Below are 17,921 nucleotides of genomic sequence, written 5' to 3'. Positions count from 1 at the left end.
TTGCGCGCCCCGGGACGACACCGAGCTTGCTGTAGCGTTGTGCACCCTCATCGCATCCGGAACGCGCCCCTTCCATTTCCGCCCTCCGACCCCAGATAAAGCGCCATGGTTTCCCAATCTCCTGACATGAACACCGGGCCTGAAGGCCCGGTTCGCGCGCCATCATCGGTTCCGATCGATGACGCCGTGCTGCCTTACGAGGTCGACGCGCTTGACGTGCGCGGGCGCCTGGTGCGGCTTGGCCCCGCGCTCGACGACATTCTCACCAAGCACGATTATCCCGCAGCCGTGGGCAAGCTGCTCGGCGAGGCCATCGTGCTGACGACGCTGCTCGGCTCGACGCTGAAATTCGAGGGCCGCTTCATTCTTCAGGCCCAGACCGACGGTCCGGTGTCGTTCCTGGTGGTCGACTACAAGGCCCCGGACCGCCTGCGCGCCTATGCGCGCTTTGACGCCTCGCGCCTGGGCACGGCCAAGGATTCCGGCACGCTGCTCGGCCGCGGCCATCTCGCCATGACCATCGACCAGGGCCCCGACATGAGCCGTTACCAGGGCCTGGTTGCGCTCGACGGCGGCAGCCTGGAAGACGCCGCCCACGAATATTTCCTGCGCTCCGAGCAGATCCCGACGCGCGTGCGCCTCGCGGTCGGCGAGGAGTGGCGCTCGAGCGACGGCGGCAAGCATCGCTGGCGCGCCGGCGGCATGCTGATGCAATTTCTGCCGAAGGCGCCGGAGCGCGCGCGGCAGGCGGACTTGCATCCCGGCGATGCGCCCGACGGCACCGAGGTGCACAGCGTCGCGGAAGACGATGCCTGGGTCGAGGCACGCTCGCTGATCGAGACGGTCGAAGACGTCGAGCTGATCGATCCCGAGCTCTCCGGCGAGCGGTTGCTCTACCGCCTCTTCCAGGAGCGCGGCGTGCGTGTGTTCAATCCGCAGGTGCTCGAGGCGCGGTGCTCCTGCTCGCGCGATGCGGTCGCCGCGATGCTCAAGAGCTTCTCGCACGACGACCGCGCCGCCATGGTCAAGGACGACAAGGTCGTCGTCACCTGCGAATTCTGTTCGTCGGTGTACCAGTTCACGCCGCACGAGGCGGGCGTCGAGGACGCCTGAGCCTACCCGCGTCGCTGCACTCGCAATGTCGAGTGGAGCAGTGCCACACGCGCGGTGTCATCGCCCGACTTGATCCGGCGATCCAGTACTCCGAGACGATGCTGATCGAAACGAGAGGCCGCGGCGTACTGGATGCCCCGGTCAAGCCGGGGCATGACAGTTGTGAGTGTTACGGCGAACTCGCCTCTCTAATTCAACACCCGCTTGTTGTCGGGGCTGTCCAGCGAAAACGTCGGCACGTCGATCTCGAAACGCTCGCCGGTTTCGCTGACCATCTGGTAGCGGCCGGTCATGAAGCCCGAGGCGGTCGAGAGCGGCACGCCGGAGGTGTATTCGAAGCGTTCGCCGGGGGCGAGGATCGGCTGCTCGCCGACCACGCCTTCGCCCTTCACCTCCTGCTGGCGGCCGGAGGCATCGGTGATGATCCAGTGCCGTGTCTTGAGCTGCACGGTCTCCTCGCCCGAATTCGTGATGACGATGGTGTAGGACCAGAAGTAGCGCGAGCGGTCGGCCGACGATTGCTCCGGAACAAAGTTCGGCTCGACGGTCACTTCGATCTGGCGGGTCACGGCGCGGTACATGGCTGTCATCATACCGAATCCGCCTCGGGAACCAAACCCCGCCGGCGGCTTTGGCGACATCGTCCCGCCAGAATTGGAGGAAAAGCACACCACCGAGGGAGACACCCTTATGTGATCCGCGCGCTTTGCGAGACGACACCCGGACCATTACACTGCTTCGACGTCGCGATTTGCGGAACGGTTTCCAGGCCCCGATGACCATTGCCGACCAAGTGACGGGATCGACCATCGCAGGAACCGCGGGCGCCAAGCCTGCGGGGACCAAGGCGCGCGCCGCGGCACCGGCCATCACGCTGCCCGCCATCGGCGAGCGCGAGCTCCGGCTCGATCTGTTCCGCGGGCTCGCGCTGTGGCTGATCTTCATCGACCATCTGCCGCCCAGTCTGCTGACCTGGTTCACGATCCGCAATTACGGCCTCAGCGACGCCACCGAGATCTTCATCTTCATCTCCGGCTACACCGCGGCCTTCGTCTATGGCCGGGCCATGCTGGAGAGCGGCGTTCTCATCGCCACCGCGCGCATCCTGCGCCGGGTCTGGCAGATCTACGTCGCCCACGTCTTCCTGTTCACGATCTTTCTCGCCGAGATCTCCTATGTGGCGACCAGGTTCGAGAACCCGCTCTACACCGAAGAGATGGGCATCATGGACTTCCTCAAGCAGCCCGACGTCACCATCGTGCAAGCGCTGCTGCTGCGCTTCCGTCCCGTCAACATGGACGTGCTGCCGCTCTACATCGTGCTGATGCTGGCGCTGCCTCTGATCCTGTGGTCGATGAAATGGCGGCCGGACGTCACGCTCGGGCTGTCGGTCCTGCTCTACGCGGTGACCTGGGAGTACGACCTTTACCTGTCGGCCTATCCGAACGGCTTCTGGGCCTTCAATCCTTTCGCCTGGCAATTGCTGTTCGTGTTCGGTGCCTGGTGCGCGCTCGGAGGTGCGCGTCGCATGTCGGGCATCCTGGCCTCGCCCGTGACGATGTGGATCTCGATCGCCTATCTCATCGCGGCGTTCTACGTGACCTTGACCTGGTACGTGCCCCAGCTCTCCCAGTTCATGCCGAAGCAGATCGAACAATGGATGTATCCGATCGACAAGACCGACCTCGACGTGCTGCGCTTCGCGCACTTCCTGGCGCTGGCGGCGCTGACCGTACGCTTCCTGCCCCGCGACTGGCCGGGCTTGAAATCGCGCTGGCTGCGACCATTGATTCTATGTGGTCAGCATTCGCTCGAGATCTTCTGCCTCGGCGTCTTCCTGGCCTTTGCCGGCCATTTCGTCCTCGCCGAAATCTCCGGCGGGCCGGTCATGCATGCGTTGATTAGCCTCTCCGGAATCCTGATCATGTGGGGGGTGGCCTGGGTCATTTCGTGGTACAAGCGTGTGGCTGACAAGAGCGGTGCGAAAACCAAAAACGCCGTCGGCAACGCCGATCTGGCGGGAGGGGGCTGATGAAGGCGAAGGTTCTCCTGAGCCTGGTCCTGCTATGCGGTAACCTCGCCGCGCCCACGGCGCGCGCGGGCGATGCCGCGTCTGCCGCATCCCCTATGCCTGCGGCCTGCGAACTGCCGTCCTATCTGCTGACCAGCGAAAGCCAGCTGCCCAAGGTCGCCGAGGCGATCAAGGCCGGCAAACCGCTCGACATCCTGGTGATCGGCAGCCGCTCGACCACGATTCCGTCGTCGGAGAGCAGCTCCTATCCGGCGCGCATGGAGGCGATCCTCAAGGAGAAACTGCCGCCCTCCGAGCCGGTGCACGTCTCCGTAGAAATACAGAGCAAGAAAACGGCAGAGGAGACCGCGTCCACCTTCGTTAAGCTGATGGAAGCAAAAACGCCTACTTTGGTCATCTGGCAGACCGGGACCGTGGATGCTATCCGATCCATCGATCCCGACGAATTTCGTAGCGCGGTGACCGACGGGGTTGTTGCGTTGCAAAAGGCAGGGGCGGACGTCGTCTTGATGAATTTGCAATATAGCCCGCGCACCGAGACCATGATCTCGGCGCAGCCTTTTCTCGATAATATGCGCGTCGTGGCACAGGAGCACGACATCCCGCTGTTCGATCGTTTCGCGATCATGCGGCAGTGGAATGAACAGGGTCAGTTCGACCTGTTCAACCCGTCCCGCGGGCCTGAGCTGGCGAAGCAGGTCCATGATTGCCTTGGCCGGGCGTTGGCACAGTTCGTGATTGACGCTGCTCATCTGGAGCCGGCCCAGCAGCAAAATTGAGGTCTAGCGTTAATGAGTTCTCTCCGCCCTTTTTGCCTGACGTCATGGCTGGCCGTGCCTGCAACAGCAGTGCTGTTGTTGCTGACGCCCGCCTCGCATGCGCAGACGCCGGCTGCACAGCCGGCGACCCCCGCACCCGCCCAGTCGCCTGATCCCGCGCCCGCTGCGCCGTCCCAGACCACCGTCGCCGCGAGGTCGCCCGAGCAGCGCGGCGTCACCTCGCGCGCCATCGACAAGGTGAAGGAGGTCGCGAAGTCCGCCGCCGACATCTTCAGCCGGGTGCCCTGCCTGCCGCCGAAGGGCGGCTCCAAGGCGATGGGCTCGCTGCCGCATGTCGCGAGCAAGCTGGCCGCCGGCCAGCCCGTCGTCATCGTCGCGTTCGGCTCCTCGTCGACTCAAGGGTTCGGCGCGAGCTCGCCGGAGTTCAATTACCCCAATCGTCTCGCCGCGCAGCTGCGCCGGCACTATCCGACTGCCGACATCAGCGTCATCAATGCCGGCGTCGGCGGCGAGGACGCCCCCGAGATGATGAAGCGTCTGCAGACGCAGGTGATCGACAGGCATCCGGATCTCGTGATCTGGCAGGTCGGCACCAACGCCGTGCTGCGCAATCTCGATCCTGCCGATACGGCCAAGCTGGTCGAGGACGGCATCAGCCGCATTCAGGCCGCCGGCGGCACCGACATCGTGCTGGTCGATCCGCAATATTCGCCGGCCGTCAACCAGCGCAAGGAGAGCGCCGGCAAGATGATCAAGCTGCTCGGCAACGTCGCCGAGCTCCGCAAGGTCGGCATTTTCCCGCGCTTCGAGGTGATGCGCGACTGGCACGAGAACCAGTCGATCCCGGTCGAGGGCTTCGTCATCGCCGACGGCCTGCACATGAACGATTGGGGCTATGCCTGCTTCGCCCAGCTGCTCGGCGACGACATCATCCGCTCCGTCGGCCAGATCAAGCTCGGTGTGAGCGTGCCCGCCGACGTGAGAACGTACCGGCCGATGTGAGAGGGTGCGTAGGGTGGGTTAGGCGAAGCCGTAACCCACCACTGTCTATCTCCGCGGATGCAGCAGAGGTGGATTACGCCTTCGGCTAATCCACTCTACGAGACCTCGCTTCCCTCACGCCTTCTCCAGCGCCGCGGTGAGATCCTCGATCAGGTCATCCGCGTGCTCCAGCCCCGCCGAGAAGCGGATGAAGCCCTCGCTGATGCCGAGCGCGGCGCGGTCTTCCGGCTTGAGGCGCTGATGCGTCGTCGTCGCCGGATGCGTGACGAGGCTCTTGGCGTCGCCGAGATTGTTGGAGATCTTGGCAAGCTTCAATTCGTTGAGCACACGGAACGCCGCCGCCTTGCCGCCCTTCACCTCGAAGCCGACCAGCGTCGAGCCGCCGCGCATCTGCTTCTTCACCAGCGCCGCCTGCGGATGATCGGCGCGGCCGGGATAAACCAGCCGCGAAATCTTCGGATGGCTCGCCAGCACCTCGGCGACGCGCGCGGCCGTGTCGGTCTGCGCGCGCACGCGCACGCCCAGCGTCTCCAGGCCCTTGAGCAGGACCCAGGCATTGAACGGCGAAATCGACGGGCCGGTCTGGCGCATGAAATTGTGGATGTGCTCGGCGATGAAGGCTTCGGAGGACAGGATGATGCCGCCGAGACAGCGGCCCTGGCCGTCGATGTGCTTGGTCGCAGAGTAGACGACGACGTCGGCGCCGAGCGCGAGCGGGCTCTGCCAGATCGGCGTCGCGAACACGTTGTCGACGACGAGCCGCGCGCCGCCCTTGTGCGCGATCTCGGCGATCGAGGGGATGTCGAGCACGTCCAGCGTCGGGTTGGTCGGGCTCTCCAGGAAGAACGTCTTGGTGTTGGGCCTCAGCGCGCGCTGCCACTGGTCGAGATCGAGCCCGTCGACCAGCGTGGCCTCGATGCCGTAGCGCGGCAACAGGTCCTGGATGACGTAGAGGCAGGAGCCGAACAGCGCGCGGGAGGCGACCACGTGATCGCCGGCCTTGAGCGGCGCCAGGATCGCGGTCGTCACCGCCGCCATGCCGGTTGCCGCCGAGCGCGCGGCCTCGGCGCCTTCGAGCTCGATCATGCGGCGCTCGAACATCGCAATCGTCGGGTTGGAATAGCGCGAATAGATGAAGCCGGGATCCTCGCCCTTGAACCGTGCCTCGCACTCCTCCGCGCTGGCGTAGACATAGCCTTGCGTCAGGAATAGCGCCTCCGAGGTCTCGCCATATTGCGAGCGCAGGGTGCCGGAATGGACCAGGCGGGTTTCGGGGCGATAGGCAGCAGACGACTTCGACATAGGACCCTCTCCGAGATGACCGTCGAGGCGAAAACGGTCACAAAAAAACCGGCCTGGATATCTCCACGGGCCGGGATCACAGAGGTCCCCGGCCTGTTTAGCGACTTATTTAACGTGGCTGCAAGCCGGCCGGCTCAAATCACCACGGGATAAGTGATGCTCATATTCCGCAATGCCCTTTCCGTCAAGGCGTCCATCGGATAGCCGTAAAAGACTTGTATTTCCGGCATGTCCGGATGCACTCGACCCCTAATGAGGACCCCCGGTTGACGTTCACGGTCGCCGCCGACGCCAATGGTATCCTGCCCGACCGCATGATCGCGGCGATGGCGGAAGAAGGTCTCATCCTGCCCGCCTACGACTTCGTCGAGAGCCAGATCCAGCCGGCGAGCCTCGATCTGCGCCTCGGCGACATAGCCTATCGGGTCCGCGCCAGCTTCCTCCCCGGGCCCGGTGCCACCGTGGCCGAGCGCATCGACGAGCTGAAGCTGCACGAGTTCAGCCTCGCCGACGGCGCGGTGCTCGAGACCAACTGCGTCTACATCGTGCCGTTGCTCGAGAGTCTGGCGCTGCCGCCGGAGATCGTCGCTGCCGCCAATCCGAAGAGCTCGACCGGCCGGCTCGACGTCTTCACCCGCGTGATCGCCGACGGCACCCGTCGCTTCGACATGATCGGCGCCGGCTATCACGGCCCGCTCTATGCCGAGATCAGCCCGAAGACGTTTCCGGTGCTGGTGCGCGAGGGCTCGCGTCTCAGCCAGGTGCGCTTCCGCACCGGCGATGCCATCCTCAATGCCGACGAGCTCGATGCGCTCCACGCCAGCGAGCGTCTCGTCGACATCGACGATGCCGATCTCTCGGGCGGCGTTGCCGTCTCGGTCGATCTCTCCGGCGAGAAGGCGAGCGGCTTCGTCGGCTACCGCGCCAAGCGCCACACCGGCGTCGTCGATGTCGACCGCCGCGCCGGCTACGCGGTGGAGGATTTCTGGGAGCCGATCTCGGCGCGTCCCGACGGCAGCCTGATCCTCGACCCCGGCGAGTTCTACATCCTCGCCTCCAAGGAAGCGGTGCAGGTGCCTCCCGACTACGCCGCGGAGATGGTGCCGTTCGATCCCCTGGTCGGCGAATTCCGCGTGCACTATGCCGGCTTTTTCGATCCCGGCTTCGGCTATGCCGGCGCTGGCGGGCTGGGATCGCGCGCCGTGCTGGAAGTGCGCTCGCGCGAGGTGCCGTTCATCCTCGAGCACGGCCAGATCGTCGGCCGCCTCGTCTACGAGAAGATGCTGGCCCGCCCCGACGCGATGTACGGCCAGCGCATCGGCTCGAATTACCAGGCGCAAGGCCTGAAGCTCAGCAAGCATTTCAGGGTGTAGTGCTAACCTCACCCACCGCTGTCATTCCCCGCGGAGGCGGGGAATCCAGTACGCCGCGGCCTCTCGATTCAAGCATGACCATCTCGGAGTACTGGATCGCCCGCCTTCGCGGGCGATAACACCGAGAGCGCGTCCGGTTGCGTCACCCGATCCGCGATGACACACTCCCGCAAAACAACAAGCCGGGAGCGAACATGACTATCGCACCAGACCTCGCGCAGCACGCGCAATGGAAGCGCTGGCGCGCCGTCGCCGATCTCTATCACGCTTACTTCACCGGGCTGATCCTCACCGTCGTCACGCGCCGCGGCACGGCGGATGCCGCAGAGTTCGTCTTCCGCGTGTTTCGTCGCCAGCAGCAGGAGCGTTTCCTGCCGGGGCTCAGCAAGCTCGGGATCGACCATCTGCCGCCGGCGGTCGCGGCTGCGCAATACCACTATCTCTCCAACTGGATCGGCGGCGTTCATGTCGAATACATGTACGAGAGCGACACCAAGGCTTGGATCCGCTATCCGCCGCCGCGCTGGATCTGGAAGGGCACTGCGATCTGTGGCGTGCCGGGCGAAGTCTCACGCGCCATGCTGCGCGGCTGGCACGCCAACAATGGCGCGGCCCTCGGCGACCTCAGGCTCGGCTTCGTCTGCACCAAGCAGAGCGTCGACGGCCAGGACGGGCTCGAAGGCTATTACCATCTCTACGACCATCCGCTCGAGCTCGACCAGCGCCTCGTGTTCGCGCGCCACCTCGAAGCACCTTTGTTCGATGCGAAGACGGCGCCCGCCTTGCCGGTCGCGAGCTGGCCAAGACCGCGGCTGGAAAAGGCCTATCGCAATTACGCGATGGAATATGTCCGCACCGCCGCGCCCGTGATGGTGCAGCTGTTCGGCCCGGAGGATGCCGGCTATCTGCTGCACCTCACCGGCAAGCTGATCGGCATGCAATATTTCGACGAGGTCGCCGCGGCGCTGGCGACGACCCGCGGCGGAGCGCGAGAATTCGCATCGTTCCTGAACGCGCTGCTCGCCGCGCAGGATGATGCGGCCGAGATGACGCAATCGGAAGGCACGTTCGAGATCCGGCAGCAGAGCTGGAAGCTGATGGACGACGTCGCCGATTATCATCGCGCCTGCGCCAAGGTGCTGGAGGGATTGTTCGAAGGGCTCGCCGCAGGCTGCGGCCGGCACATCGGCGTGCAGATGCGCACCGCGGTAGGCGGGCGCCCACCGCTGGTGTGGACCATCGGTTAGGCGACGGCCGCAGCGGGCCTCACCTCGCCCCGCTTGCGGGGAGAGGTCGGATTGCATCGAAGATGCAATCCGGATGAGGGGGAGTCTCCGCGAGTCCAGCTCTCGCCGTCTTCGCGAATAGAGCCCCTCACCCCGACGCTCTCGGCGCGAGCAAGGCTCGTCGCGGCCCCGTAAGAACGGGGAGAGGGAGAAGAACGAATTCCACCGCTTGAAATGCGCTGCCGCAGGGCACGCCTGCATCGGGCGCAGGCAGAATCGGAGCACGCCGTGCTAACACGCCTCAGCCGCGCCATTCGCGCGAACGACGCCATTGGCACACCAAGTGATTGCTGCGCTGCAAACGGCGCCTGCGCCCGGGAGAGGACATGTCCGACATCGCCGAAATCCCGGTCGATGAGCAAGAGCGCCCACTGCCGCCGCCTCCGCCGCCGATCAGAAGCGCCCTGACCGAGGGGCCGATTCTGCGCACGCTGCTGTCGCTCGCCTGGCCGAACGCGATCGGTCTGTCGGCCGGCATTTGCGTGGTGATCGCCGAGACCTCCTATGTCGGCCGGCTCGGCGTCGAGGCGCTGGCGGCGATGGCGCTGGTGTTTCCGACGATCATTCTGACCATGACGATGTCCGGCGGCGCCATGGGCGGCGCGGTGGCCTCGGCCATCGCGCGTGCGCTCGGCGCCGGCAATCGCGAGCGCGCCGGCACATTGGCCGTGCACGCGATGCTCATCGGCATCAGCTTCGGATTCGTCTTCATGCTGGGCATGTTGATCTTCGGGCCGAGGCTGCTCGAGATGCTCGGCGGCCGCGGCGATGTGCTGACGCATGCGATCGCCTACACGCAGGTGTTCTTCGGCGGCGCCGTGCTGCCCTGGCTGCTCAACACCATGGCGGGCATCTTGCGCGGTACCGGCAACATGAAGCTGCCGTCGTTCCTGATCCTCAACTCCGCGGCCTGGCAGATCGTGCTCGGCGGCACGCTCGGTCTCGGGCTCGGGCCAGTGCCGCAGTTCGGCATGCGCGGCGTCGCCGCTGGCGCGCTGATCGCCTACACTATGAACATCGGCATCATGAGCTGGTACCTGTTCTCCGGCCGCGCGCGGATCACGCTGAAGCTGCGCGGCCTGCGCATCCAATGGGCGATGTTCTTCGACATCCTCAAGGTCGGCGCCATCGCCTGCTTCTCGCCGCTGCAATCGGTGCTGACGATCTCGATCTTCACGCACATGCTGGCGCAGTTCGGCACTGCGATCCTCGCCGGCTACGGCGTCGGCGCGCGGCTCGAATTCCTGCTGACCTCGATCGCATTCTCGTTCGGCATCGCCTGCGTGCCGATGGTCGGGATGGCGATCGGCGCCGGCCGCATCGCGCGGGCCCGGCGCATCGCCTGGACCGCCAGCGTTGCTGCTTTCGTGGCGGTCGGCGTGCCGGCGTGCCTCGTTGCGATCTTCCCCGATCTCTGGGTCAACATGTTCACCGACAGTGTGGCGGTGCGCGCGGCGAGCCATCAATATCTTTCGACGGTCGGGCCGTTCTACGCCTTCTTCGGCCTGGCAACGACGATGTATTTCTCCTCGCAAGGCGCGGCCAAGGTGATCGGGCCCGTGCTGGCGCAGACCGCGCGGCTGATCTACATCGCCGGAATCGGCTGGTGGCTGTCGAGGCACGGCGCCAGCGCGCAGAGCTTCTTCTGGCTCGCCGCGAGCTCGATGGTCGTGCTCGGCCTCTTGTCGTGCTCCAGCGTCGTGCTGACACGCTGGGGACCGCGCGAGACGAAGCCTGCGATCAAGCCGGCGCTTTCGGCTGCGGACTAGCGACGCTTGTGGCGGCGATGGCCGCCGCCGGTATTGGCGAGACGCATCAATTGCGGGATCATCGCCATCATGTTGCTGCCACCGGTGCCGCCGAGCATGCCCATGATGTCGCCGCCGCCCATGCTGCCGATCCCGACCGGCATGGTGCCGCCGCCCATCGGGGTGTAGCCGCCATAGCTCGGTGCACCGAATCCGCCGCCGAAATTGCCGCCGCCCATCAAGCCGCCGAGCCCGCCGCCGTTCTCCATCATGCGGCTCATCATCGGGCCCATGGTCTGCATCAGCATGGCGAAGCGGCGCTTGCCCATCTTCGCCTTCATCATCTCCAGCATCGGCGCCATCTGGGTCATCATGTCCTCGCCGCCGGCTCCTCCGCCGCCGAGGAATTGCGCCTTTGCCGGCACGCTCGAGATTGAAAACAGCAGCAGCACCGCGGCCGCCTGGCAGATCACCTTGTCCGCACCTCTCATTGCATGCTCCTCGCGTGCGTGGCGCCGCCGGGAGAGCGGAGCCGACCGGACGCACGAGGGCATGGTTAGGGCGGTCGAGGACGGGCTTCTGTGAGACAACTCACAGTGAATGATCAGGCCGAAGCGGGCGGAAACGCCTTGTGCATGGCGGCCACCGCCTCCTTGGTTTGCCCCTGAACGTAAGGCGCGAGCTCGTTCGGCAGCATGTCGATGATCCAGACGAGGCGGCAGCTCGCCTTGCCCTCGGCGATGACCTGAACCGAGGCGCTGTAATGCCTCAGCCGCTCGTTGCTGATGGCATAGACCAGGCGCCGCCGCGCATCGTCGCAATCGATCAGCACCTCGCGCGCCACCGAGCCGTTTGCGAAGGTGACGATGCGCGCATCACCGTCGAGCGTGCACGCCGTGACGAAGCCCGGCACCAGCCGCCGATGCAGCGCGCCGAAATCGCGCACGGCGTCCCAGACGTCGCGCGCGGAGGCGGGGAGGGAGACGTCGTTGTGGATGGAGGCCATGATCTCTCCTGGAATGCGTAGGGTGGGCAAAGGCGCGCTCTTCGCGCGCCGTGCCCACCATTCATCGGGCGTTGTCGCGAGCAATTGGTGGGCACGGTACGCTTTGCCCACCCTACGCGATCTCGCAATGACGGAGCGAGTGGCTAGCGCTCACGCGCAAACCGCCTCGACATTGTTACCATCAGGATCGATCAGGAACGCCGCGTAATAGGTCGGGCTGTAATCCCTGCGCGGGCCGGCGCCGCCATTGTCGCGGCCGCCGCTCCTGAGGCCTTCGCTGTGAAATGCCTTGACCGCATCATGATCCCCGGCGCGGAAGGCGATGTGGACGCCATCTGCCTTGCGGCCCTTGTTCAGGTGCAGCCACAGCGCCGGCTCGCCCTTCGGCCCGAAACCGGCATAACCGTCGCCGCTCGAGCACAGGACAAAACCGAGCGGCGCCAGCACCGCGCTGTAGAAGCGCGTGGCGGCGTCGAGGTCGGCAACGCGCAATCCGATGTGGTCGTACATGTTCGTCTCCATTGCGAAGAAGCGTGCCGCGAAGGGCACGCGCCGGAGACGACCCTAGTCAGTTGAGGGCAAGCTGCTCTTGGAGAATCTTGCGCTCCCCCTTCGACGCCTGCCGGAACTTGGTCGGCGACACGCCGGCGGCGCGATGGAAGGTGCGGACGAAATTGGAGAGATCGCCGAAGCCGACGTCATAGGCGATATCGGTGACGGCGATGTCCTCGTCAGCGAGCAGCCGTGCCGCGTGGCGCAGCCGGGAGCGCACCAGATATTGATGCGGGGTGACACCGAGCACGGCCGAGAACAGCCGCAGGAAATGAAACGGGCTCAATCCCGCCTGCTTGGCTGCTTGCTCGAGGTCGAGCTCGGCATGCGAGTTATCGTCGATCCACAGCGCCGCCTCCACCGCGCGGCGGCGGTCGCGTGCGGTGGGAGTGGCCGGCTTGCGCGCTTTGCCCGAGACGGCGTCGACAAAACGGCCGGCCAGGATCTGGCCGATCTCGTCGAGGCCGAGATCGCTGTTGCCTTCTGCTGCCGTCTGGGCCAGCTCGCCCAGCACCATCAGCTCGGGCAGCGGCGGCGTTGCGCCGATCTGCCAGACCTCGCGCCGCCCGCCGAGGGCGTCGACCAGGTCCTCGCTGAAGAAGAAGCCGAGGCAGACGTCGCCGGACACGTGCTCATGCGTGCAGGTGTATTCCTCGCCGGGGGCGCCGATCAGCATCGAGCCCGCCACCAGCTCGAAGAAGCCGGCGCGGCAATGGCAGCCGAAGCTGCCGGAGCGCACATAGGCGATGGAATGGCCGGTGCGGCATTCCGCAAACGGCCTGTCGTCCGGTCCCGCATCGCAGCGAAACTCGGAAGCCGTGATCGAGGGCGTCGTCAGCAACGTGGTGGCGTGCATGCCGCCTATTTAGGTAGGGGCACGGGGCGGAGCAACCGGCAGCAGCACTTCGAACAAGGTCTTGCTGGCGACGGGATGGGCGCCTTCAAGCGCCAGCAGCCGCCGCTTCGAGATCACGCCGCCGTAAGGCGAGAGCCGGTCGGTGTAATTGCCAGCCTCCAGCACCCTGTGGCAGGGCACGATCAGCATGAAGGGATTCTTCGCGATCGCCTGCGCCACGGAATAGGACGCGCCGGAGGCGCCGAGCGCTCGGGCGACCTCGTGATAGGTGCGTGTCTCCCCGCGCGGAATGCTGCAGGTGTACTCGTAGACGCGCCGGTTGAAGCCGGGCACCCCGCCGGCGTCCAGGCTGACCTCGGAAAAATCGGGATCGTGACCCTGCAGCAGGCCCGTGATGCCCTCGATCGCAAGCTCGGCATTCTCGGACGGGCGCTGCTCCCGCGCCTCGGGATGGACCTGGAAAATCTGGCGGCGGGTGTCGATCTCCCGCGCCTCCGGCAATTGCACGGCGACCACGCCGGTGCCGCTCCAGATGATGCCGCAACGGCCGATGGCCGTATCGAATATCGCGTAAGCCCGCCCCACCATGCACACGCCCCACTCAGTGCACGTTTCTCCCCGGAGAAGCGATCATAACACCGCCACAATCCGGCGCACCTGGAATCTTATCAGGACGTTAACAACCGCCCCGCTGGTCGCGCCAAACCGCTTGGCGGCAGGCGCCGTCTCGGCTAATCAAGAGGGGCGCAAAGCGCGCATCGCGGGCGTAGTTCAATGGTAGAACGGCAGCTTCCCAAGCTGCATACGAGGGTTCGATTCCCTTCGCCCGCTCCAGCCCTTAGTTAGGCAGGCTTCTCAGAAACTGGACGATCGCCGCGTTCACCTCCGCCGGCCGCTCCTGCTGCGTCCAATGTCCGCAGCCGGGCAGCATCTTGATGTCGCGCAGCTGCGGCACCCATTGCTTCATGTTGGCGAGATGTTCGGCGGCACCGGGGAAGGCGATGACCATGTCATGGTCGCCGGCGATGAAGAGCGAGGGCACCACCACCTGCATGCCCTCGAATGCTGCCATCAGCTCCCAATTGCGATCGATGTTTCGGTAGTAATTGAGCGGCCCGCGAAAGCCGCTGCGCGCAAATTCGGCAGCGTAGTGGTCGAGCTCGGCGGCACTCAGCCACGACGGAAGCGGCACCGGCACCTTCGGCAGCATGCCGTCCTTTCGGGAGACCATGCCGGCGGCGACCGTCCGCCCTTGACGCTCGGCATTGGCGCGGATCGCGGTCGCCCCTTCGCCGGAGCCGCCGAAGAGCATGGCGCCGAGCGTTGCGCGAGGATCCCGCTCGAACTCCGCTTCGGCGATACCTGGCTCCTGGAAGTACAGCTGATAGAACTGCGCATCCGCCGTCTGCGGCATGACGCTCGTCGGCCGCACGGGACTGCGCGGCCGATACGGTACGCTGAGGATCGCGGCGGCCCGGAAGCGATCGGGCCGCAGGCGCGCCGTGTGCCAAGCGATTGTCGCGCCCCAGTCATGTCCAACGATGACGGCGTCCTTTGCCTCGAACGCGTCGAGCACGCCGACGAGATCGCCGACCATATGGAGGATCGTGTATTGATCGATCGCTCCGGGCCGGTCGCTCTTTCCGTAGCCGCGCATATCCGGTGCGACCGCGTGGTAGCCAGCCGCCGCCAGCGCCTCGAGTTGATGCCGCCAGGAGTACCAGCCTTCCGGAAAGCCATGGCAGAGCAGCACCATAGGCCCGTCGCCCTGCTCGGCGACATTGAGGCTGATGCCGTTGGCTTTGATCCTCCGCTGCGTCGGGCCATCCATTCGTCGCCTCCGATTTTTTGTGGTTGGGGCGCATCCTAATCGGGCGTACGGCCTGCGCAAAATTTCTAATATATTGGACTGCCGCTCCCGGCGTGTGCCTCCGCGCGCGCTAAGCTTCTCTCACCCCGGCGGATGCGGTCCTCGTATCGGGCGATGTTCGGATGAAACCCATGGACCAGCAAAAACTCGATCGCGCCATCGGTCGGCGCCTGAAGACGCTGCGGACGCAGGCCGGAATGACGTTGAACGAGCTTGCAGGCCGCTCCGGCGTCAGCCGGGCCATGATCGGGCGGGTGGAGCGGGCACAGAGCAGTGCGACGGCGGCGCTGCTCAACAAGCTCTGCGCGGCGCTCGACGTCACGCTCAGCGATGTCGTCGCGCTCGCCGAGAAGCCGCCGGAGCGCCTGGTGCGGCTGGCGGACCAGCCGCTCTGGCGCGACCCCGACAGCGGCTATCGCCGGCGGCACGCCTCGCCGCCGGATGCGGCCAGCGGCATCGAGATCATCGTGGTCGACCTTCCCGCCGGCGCGCGCGTCTCCTACAGCCCGTGGGGCCGCAACGCCTTCACCCAGCAGCTCCTGATGCTGGAGGGCGCCATCGCCGTGCATATCGACGCCAAGGCGGTGCGGCTGCGCGAGGGCGATTGTCTGGATTTCGACGTGATGCGCGCCGTGATCTTCGAGAACGAAACCAAGCAGGACGCGCGCTATGTCATCATCGTCAGGCGCGGCGCGTCCTACGGCAAGATGTGAGGGCAGGACGTGGAGACGAGCACGATGCAGATCCGGACCGGCGACACCTCTGATGCGCGCGTCGTCGCGCTGCTCGATCATCACGTCACGGCCGCGCGGGCGCAGACGGCGCCGGGCAGCGCCCATGCGCTCGATCTCGCGGGCCTGCGTGCGCCAGAGGTCGCGTTCTGGACCGGCTGGGACGGCGAGACGCTGGTCGCCACCGGCGCGTTGAAGACGCTTTCGACTGGCCACGGCGAGGTCAAGTCGATGCACACGCTGCAGACCGCGCGCCGGCGCGGCTATGGCGGCCAGATGCTGCGCCACATCATCGCGGAAGCCCGCGGGCGCGGCATGACGCGGCTCAGCCTCGAGACCGGCTCGTGGGACTATTTCAAGCCGGCACACGCACTCTATCTGGCGCACGGTTTCGTCGCATGCGGCCCGTTCGAAGGTTATGTCGAGGACCCCAACAGCCTGTACCTGACGCTCGACTTGTCGGCGCCAGAGCGCGAATAGCTCAAGAGCGCGTCTCCTCGATCTTGTCGAGCACGCGCTCGGGGGCGATGTCCCGGGCCGCCTCCTGCAGGTCGCGCTCCGCGTCCGGCTTGACGTCGAGCCGCTCGGCGACCTGAGTGAGCAGGCGGGCCACCTTGGTCAGCTCGTGCTCGGCGAGCAGGCTGATCTGGAGATCGAGATCGGCGCGCTTGTCGGCCGCCGCGGTCATGCGGTTCTGCGAGATCAGCACGAAGGTGGAGAGGAAGATCGCCTCCACCGAGGCGATCATCGCCAGCATGACGAAGCTCTCGTCCCAGGCCGGAATTCCCGGAATCCAATGCAGGTTGGCGATGATCCAGAACCCGAACAAGGCGAGGTGCAGGTAGACGAAGATCATGCTGCCGGTGAAGGCCGTGATCGCGTCCGCGACCTTGTCCTGGCCGCGTGCCGCCTGCTGCTCACGGCGCCGCCGCGCCACCAGTGCCTGGATGTTGCGCTCGAGCGTCGGGCTCAGCCCCTCGCCGGAATCATGGGTGATGTCGTTATGCACGCCCCGGCAACGGCCCGCCGGGGAAGCCGTTCCTGTAAGGGGAAGCAAAAAGACCGATCCCCTCATCAAATGAGTTGCGTACCTCAAAACACCTCTGCTAGCCTTCAGCCATGGCCGAGACCCTCGCCCCGACTGTGCTGACGCTGAAGGACATCGCCCGCGAGGCCGGTGTCAGCCTCGCCACGGTCGATCGCGTGCTGCACAACCGGCCGGGGGTCCGCCCCGACACGGTCCGGCGCGTCAAGGACGCCATCGCGCGCAATTCGTTCCAGCCGCATGTGGCCGCCGCCGAGCTCGCGCGCGGCCGGGCCCGCCGCTTCGCCTTCGTGATGCCGTCGGGCTCGAACCCGTTCATGCAGCAGATCGAGGCCTATCTCGGCGAGATGGCGGCCTGGCTGTCGGCCCGCCGCCTCAATGTCGAGATGATCGCCACCGACGTGTTCGAGCCCGCCGCGCTCGCGGCTTCGCTCGAGGCGCTGTCGGGCGACTATGACGGCGTCGCCGTGGTGGCGCTGGACCATCCGAGCGTCCGCGCCGCCATCAACGACCTCGTCGACGCCGGCGCCAAGGTCGTGACGCTGGTCTCGGATGTGCCGTCCTCGCGCCGCCACCATTATGTCGGCATCGACAACATCGCCGCGGGCCGCACCGCCGGCGCGCTGGTCGGGCGCCTGGTCGGCCAGAGGTCCGGCAAGGTCGCGATCATCGCGGGCTCGCAGGGCCTGCGCGATCATGCCGAGCGCATCTTCGGCTTCAACCAGGTGATGGCGTCGGAATTCCCCGATCTCAGCGTGCTGCCGGTGCTGGAAGGGCGCGACGAGGACGATCGTTCGGAGCAGCTGCTGGCGCGGCTGCTTGGCAAGCATGGCGACATCGTCGGCCTCTACAACGTCGGCGCCGGCACGCAGGGCGTCGCCAAAGCGCTGAACGACAAGGCCCAGAACGCGAAGGCATCCGGCGCGGCCGGGCGCGACAAGCAGGTGGTGTTCGTCGGGCACGACGTCACCGCGCTGACCCGCCGCTTGCTGCTGCAGGGCGTGATGGATGCCGCGATCTCGCAGAACCCCGGACATGAAGCGCGCGCGGCCGTCCGCGTGCTGCTCGCGCTCGCCCGCGGCGAGCCGATCTTGAGTGAACAGGAGAAGATCCGGATCGACATCGTGATGCGGGACAATCTGCCCTAGCGGCAGGTGAACTTGGAAACGGGACCGCCAGCGGGGAAAAGCGACGCAAGATCGCTCTCCCGCGGCAGGCGAAAGGGA

19 protein-coding genes, 1 tRNA gene and 1 riboswitch are annotated in these 17,921 nt (G+C 66.0%); of the genes, 11 read left to right on the top strand and 9 right to left on the bottom strand.

What is annotated here, in order from left to right; translation table 11 throughout:
- Positions 1-105: 105 nt before the first annotated feature.
- Positions 106-1,113, top strand: a complete 1,008-nt coding sequence (locus I6F21_RS13050) for an Hsp33 family molecular chaperone (protein ID WP_036020418.1) — start codon at positions 106-108, stop codon at positions 1,111-1,113.
- A gap of 188 nt (positions 1,114-1,301) precedes the next feature.
- On the opposite strand, the gene apaG is transcribed toward I6F21_RS13050, so the two are convergent.
- The gene (gene apaG, locus I6F21_RS13045; protein WP_024337101.1) at positions 1,302-1,694 is read right to left on the bottom strand and encodes a Co2+/Mg2+ efflux protein ApaG; all 393 of its coding nucleotides are present in this window, start codon (positions 1,692-1,694) and stop codon (positions 1,302-1,304) included.
- A 194-nt stretch (positions 1,695-1,888) separates the two neighbouring features.
- Between apaG and I6F21_RS13040 the strand changes: the two genes are divergently transcribed.
- Genes I6F21_RS13040 through I6F21_RS13030 form a run of 3 tightly spaced genes read left to right on the top strand, consistent with a single transcriptional unit; the run spans position 1,889 to position 4,926 of the window.
- A complete protein-coding gene (locus tag I6F21_RS13040) occupies positions 1,889-3,145 on the top strand; it encodes an OpgC domain-containing protein (RefSeq protein WP_036020420.1) in 1,257 nt (418 codons plus the stop codon).
- Entirely contained in the window at positions 3,145-3,924 is a 780-nt protein-coding gene (locus I6F21_RS13035; RefSeq protein ID WP_036020422.1) for a lipolytic enzyme, read from the top strand. The genes I6F21_RS13040 and I6F21_RS13035 overlap by 1 nt, the downstream gene beginning before the upstream one ends.
- Before the next feature lie 12 nt (positions 3,925-3,936).
- On the top strand, positions 3,937-4,926 hold the full coding sequence (locus I6F21_RS13030) for an SGNH/GDSL hydrolase family protein (RefSeq protein ID WP_225183199.1): 990 nt from the start codon (positions 3,937-3,939) through the stop codon (positions 4,924-4,926).
- Positions 4,927-5,040: 114 nt separating this feature from the next.
- Here I6F21_RS13030 and I6F21_RS13025 read toward each other — a convergent pair whose 3' ends face one another.
- Positions 5,041-6,228, bottom strand: coding sequence for an O-succinylhomoserine sulfhydrylase (locus I6F21_RS13025; RefSeq protein WP_225128479.1), 1,188 nt, complete (start codon positions 6,226-6,228; stop codon positions 5,041-5,043).
- Between the two features lie 76 nt (positions 6,229-6,304).
- Positions 6,305-6,384: riboswitch (SAM riboswitch) on the bottom strand.
- Between the two features lie 110 nt (positions 6,385-6,494).
- Here I6F21_RS13025 and I6F21_RS13020 point away from each other — a divergent pair.
- The 3 genes from I6F21_RS13020 to I6F21_RS13010 all read left to right on the top strand — a co-directional run bounded on the left by I6F21_RS13020 (position 6,495) and on the right by I6F21_RS13010 (position 10,656).
- On the top strand, positions 6,495-7,601 hold the full coding sequence (locus tag I6F21_RS13020; RefSeq protein WP_035996377.1) for a 2'-deoxycytidine 5'-triphosphate deaminase: 1,107 nt from the start codon (positions 6,495-6,497) through the stop codon (positions 7,599-7,601).
- Positions 7,602-7,795: 194 nt separating this feature from the next.
- On the top strand, positions 7,796-8,848 hold the full coding sequence (locus tag I6F21_RS13015) for a hypothetical protein (RefSeq protein ID WP_225183198.1): 1,053 nt from the start codon (positions 7,796-7,798) through the stop codon (positions 8,846-8,848).
- A 365-nt stretch (positions 8,849-9,213) separates the two neighbouring features.
- A complete protein-coding gene (locus I6F21_RS13010) occupies positions 9,214-10,656 on the top strand; it encodes an MATE family efflux transporter (RefSeq protein WP_225134339.1) in 1,443 nt (480 codons plus the stop codon).
- Here the strand turns inward: I6F21_RS13010 and I6F21_RS13005 are convergent.
- The 5 genes from I6F21_RS13005 to I6F21_RS12985 form a co-directional block, all read right to left on the bottom strand.
- Positions 10,653-11,126: a hypothetical protein gene (locus tag I6F21_RS13005; RefSeq protein ID WP_225175113.1), complete on the bottom strand. Its 474-nt coding sequence runs from the start codon at positions 11,124-11,126 to the stop codon at positions 10,653-10,655. The genes I6F21_RS13010 and I6F21_RS13005 overlap by 4 nt on opposite strands.
- Before the next feature lie 113 nt (positions 11,127-11,239).
- Positions 11,240-11,641 carry an SRPBCC family protein gene (locus tag I6F21_RS13000; RefSeq protein WP_225183197.1) on the bottom strand — a complete coding sequence of 134 codons (402 nt, stop codon included), beginning with the start codon at positions 11,639-11,641 and terminating at the stop codon, positions 11,240-11,242.
- A 150-nt stretch (positions 11,642-11,791) separates the two neighbouring features.
- Positions 11,792-12,151 (bottom strand): VOC family protein, encoded by a 360-nt coding sequence (locus tag I6F21_RS12995; RefSeq protein ID WP_225140686.1) that lies wholly within the window; start codon positions 12,149-12,151, stop codon positions 11,792-11,794.
- A 58-nt stretch (positions 12,152-12,209) separates the two neighbouring features.
- The gene (locus I6F21_RS12990; protein ID WP_036020435.1) at positions 12,210-13,049 is read right to left on the bottom strand and encodes a helix-turn-helix domain-containing protein; all 840 of its coding nucleotides are present in this window, start codon (positions 13,047-13,049) and stop codon (positions 12,210-12,212) included.
- 9 nt (positions 13,050-13,058) lie between these two features.
- The gene (locus I6F21_RS12985; protein ID WP_225153241.1) at positions 13,059-13,637 is read right to left on the bottom strand and encodes a methylated-DNA--[protein]-cysteine S-methyltransferase; all 579 of its coding nucleotides are present in this window, start codon (positions 13,635-13,637) and stop codon (positions 13,059-13,061) included.
- A gap of 172 nt (positions 13,638-13,809) precedes the next feature.
- On the opposite strand from I6F21_RS12985, the gene I6F21_RS12980 reads away from it, so the two are divergent.
- Positions 13,810-13,883, top strand: a tRNA-Gly gene (locus I6F21_RS12980).
- A gap of 4 nt (positions 13,884-13,887) precedes the next feature.
- On the opposite strand, the gene I6F21_RS12975 is transcribed toward I6F21_RS12980, so the two are convergent.
- On the bottom strand, positions 13,888-14,880 hold the full coding sequence (locus I6F21_RS12975) for an alpha/beta hydrolase (protein ID WP_225147443.1): 993 nt from the start codon (positions 14,878-14,880) through the stop codon (positions 13,888-13,890).
- Positions 14,881-15,050: 170 nt separating this feature from the next.
- On the opposite strand from I6F21_RS12975, the gene I6F21_RS12970 reads away from it, so the two are divergent.
- Both I6F21_RS12970 and I6F21_RS12965 read left to right on the top strand, forming a co-directional pair.
- A complete protein-coding gene (locus I6F21_RS12970) occupies positions 15,051-15,632 on the top strand; it encodes an XRE family transcriptional regulator (RefSeq protein WP_074447667.1) in 582 nt (193 codons plus the stop codon).
- A 24-nt stretch (positions 15,633-15,656) separates the two neighbouring features.
- Entirely contained in the window at positions 15,657-16,130 is a 474-nt protein-coding gene (locus tag I6F21_RS12965; RefSeq protein ID WP_225147442.1) for a GNAT family N-acetyltransferase, read from the top strand.
- 1 nt (position 16,131) lies between these two features.
- Here the strand turns inward: I6F21_RS12965 and I6F21_RS12960 are convergent, their stop codons facing one another.
- Positions 16,132-16,659, bottom strand: a complete 528-nt coding sequence (locus I6F21_RS12960) for a DUF1003 domain-containing protein (protein WP_109142190.1) — start codon at positions 16,657-16,659, stop codon at positions 16,132-16,134.
- A 110-nt stretch (positions 16,660-16,769) separates the two neighbouring features.
- On the opposite strand from I6F21_RS12960, the gene I6F21_RS12955 reads away from it, so the two are divergent.
- A complete protein-coding gene (locus tag I6F21_RS12955; RefSeq protein ID WP_057028440.1) occupies positions 16,770-17,843 on the top strand; it encodes a LacI family DNA-binding transcriptional regulator in 1,074 nt (357 codons plus the stop codon).
- Positions 17,844-17,921: the final 78 nt, after the last annotated feature.

The sequence above is a fragment of the Bradyrhizobium sp. NBAIM03 genome, assembly GCF_020194055.1.
Taxonomy (GTDB): Bacteria; Pseudomonadota; Alphaproteobacteria; order Rhizobiales; family Xanthobacteraceae; genus Bradyrhizobium; species Bradyrhizobium yuanmingense.
The sequence above is the reverse complement of the archived record's forward strand: the minus strand, read 5'-3'. Positions and strand labels throughout refer to the sequence as shown.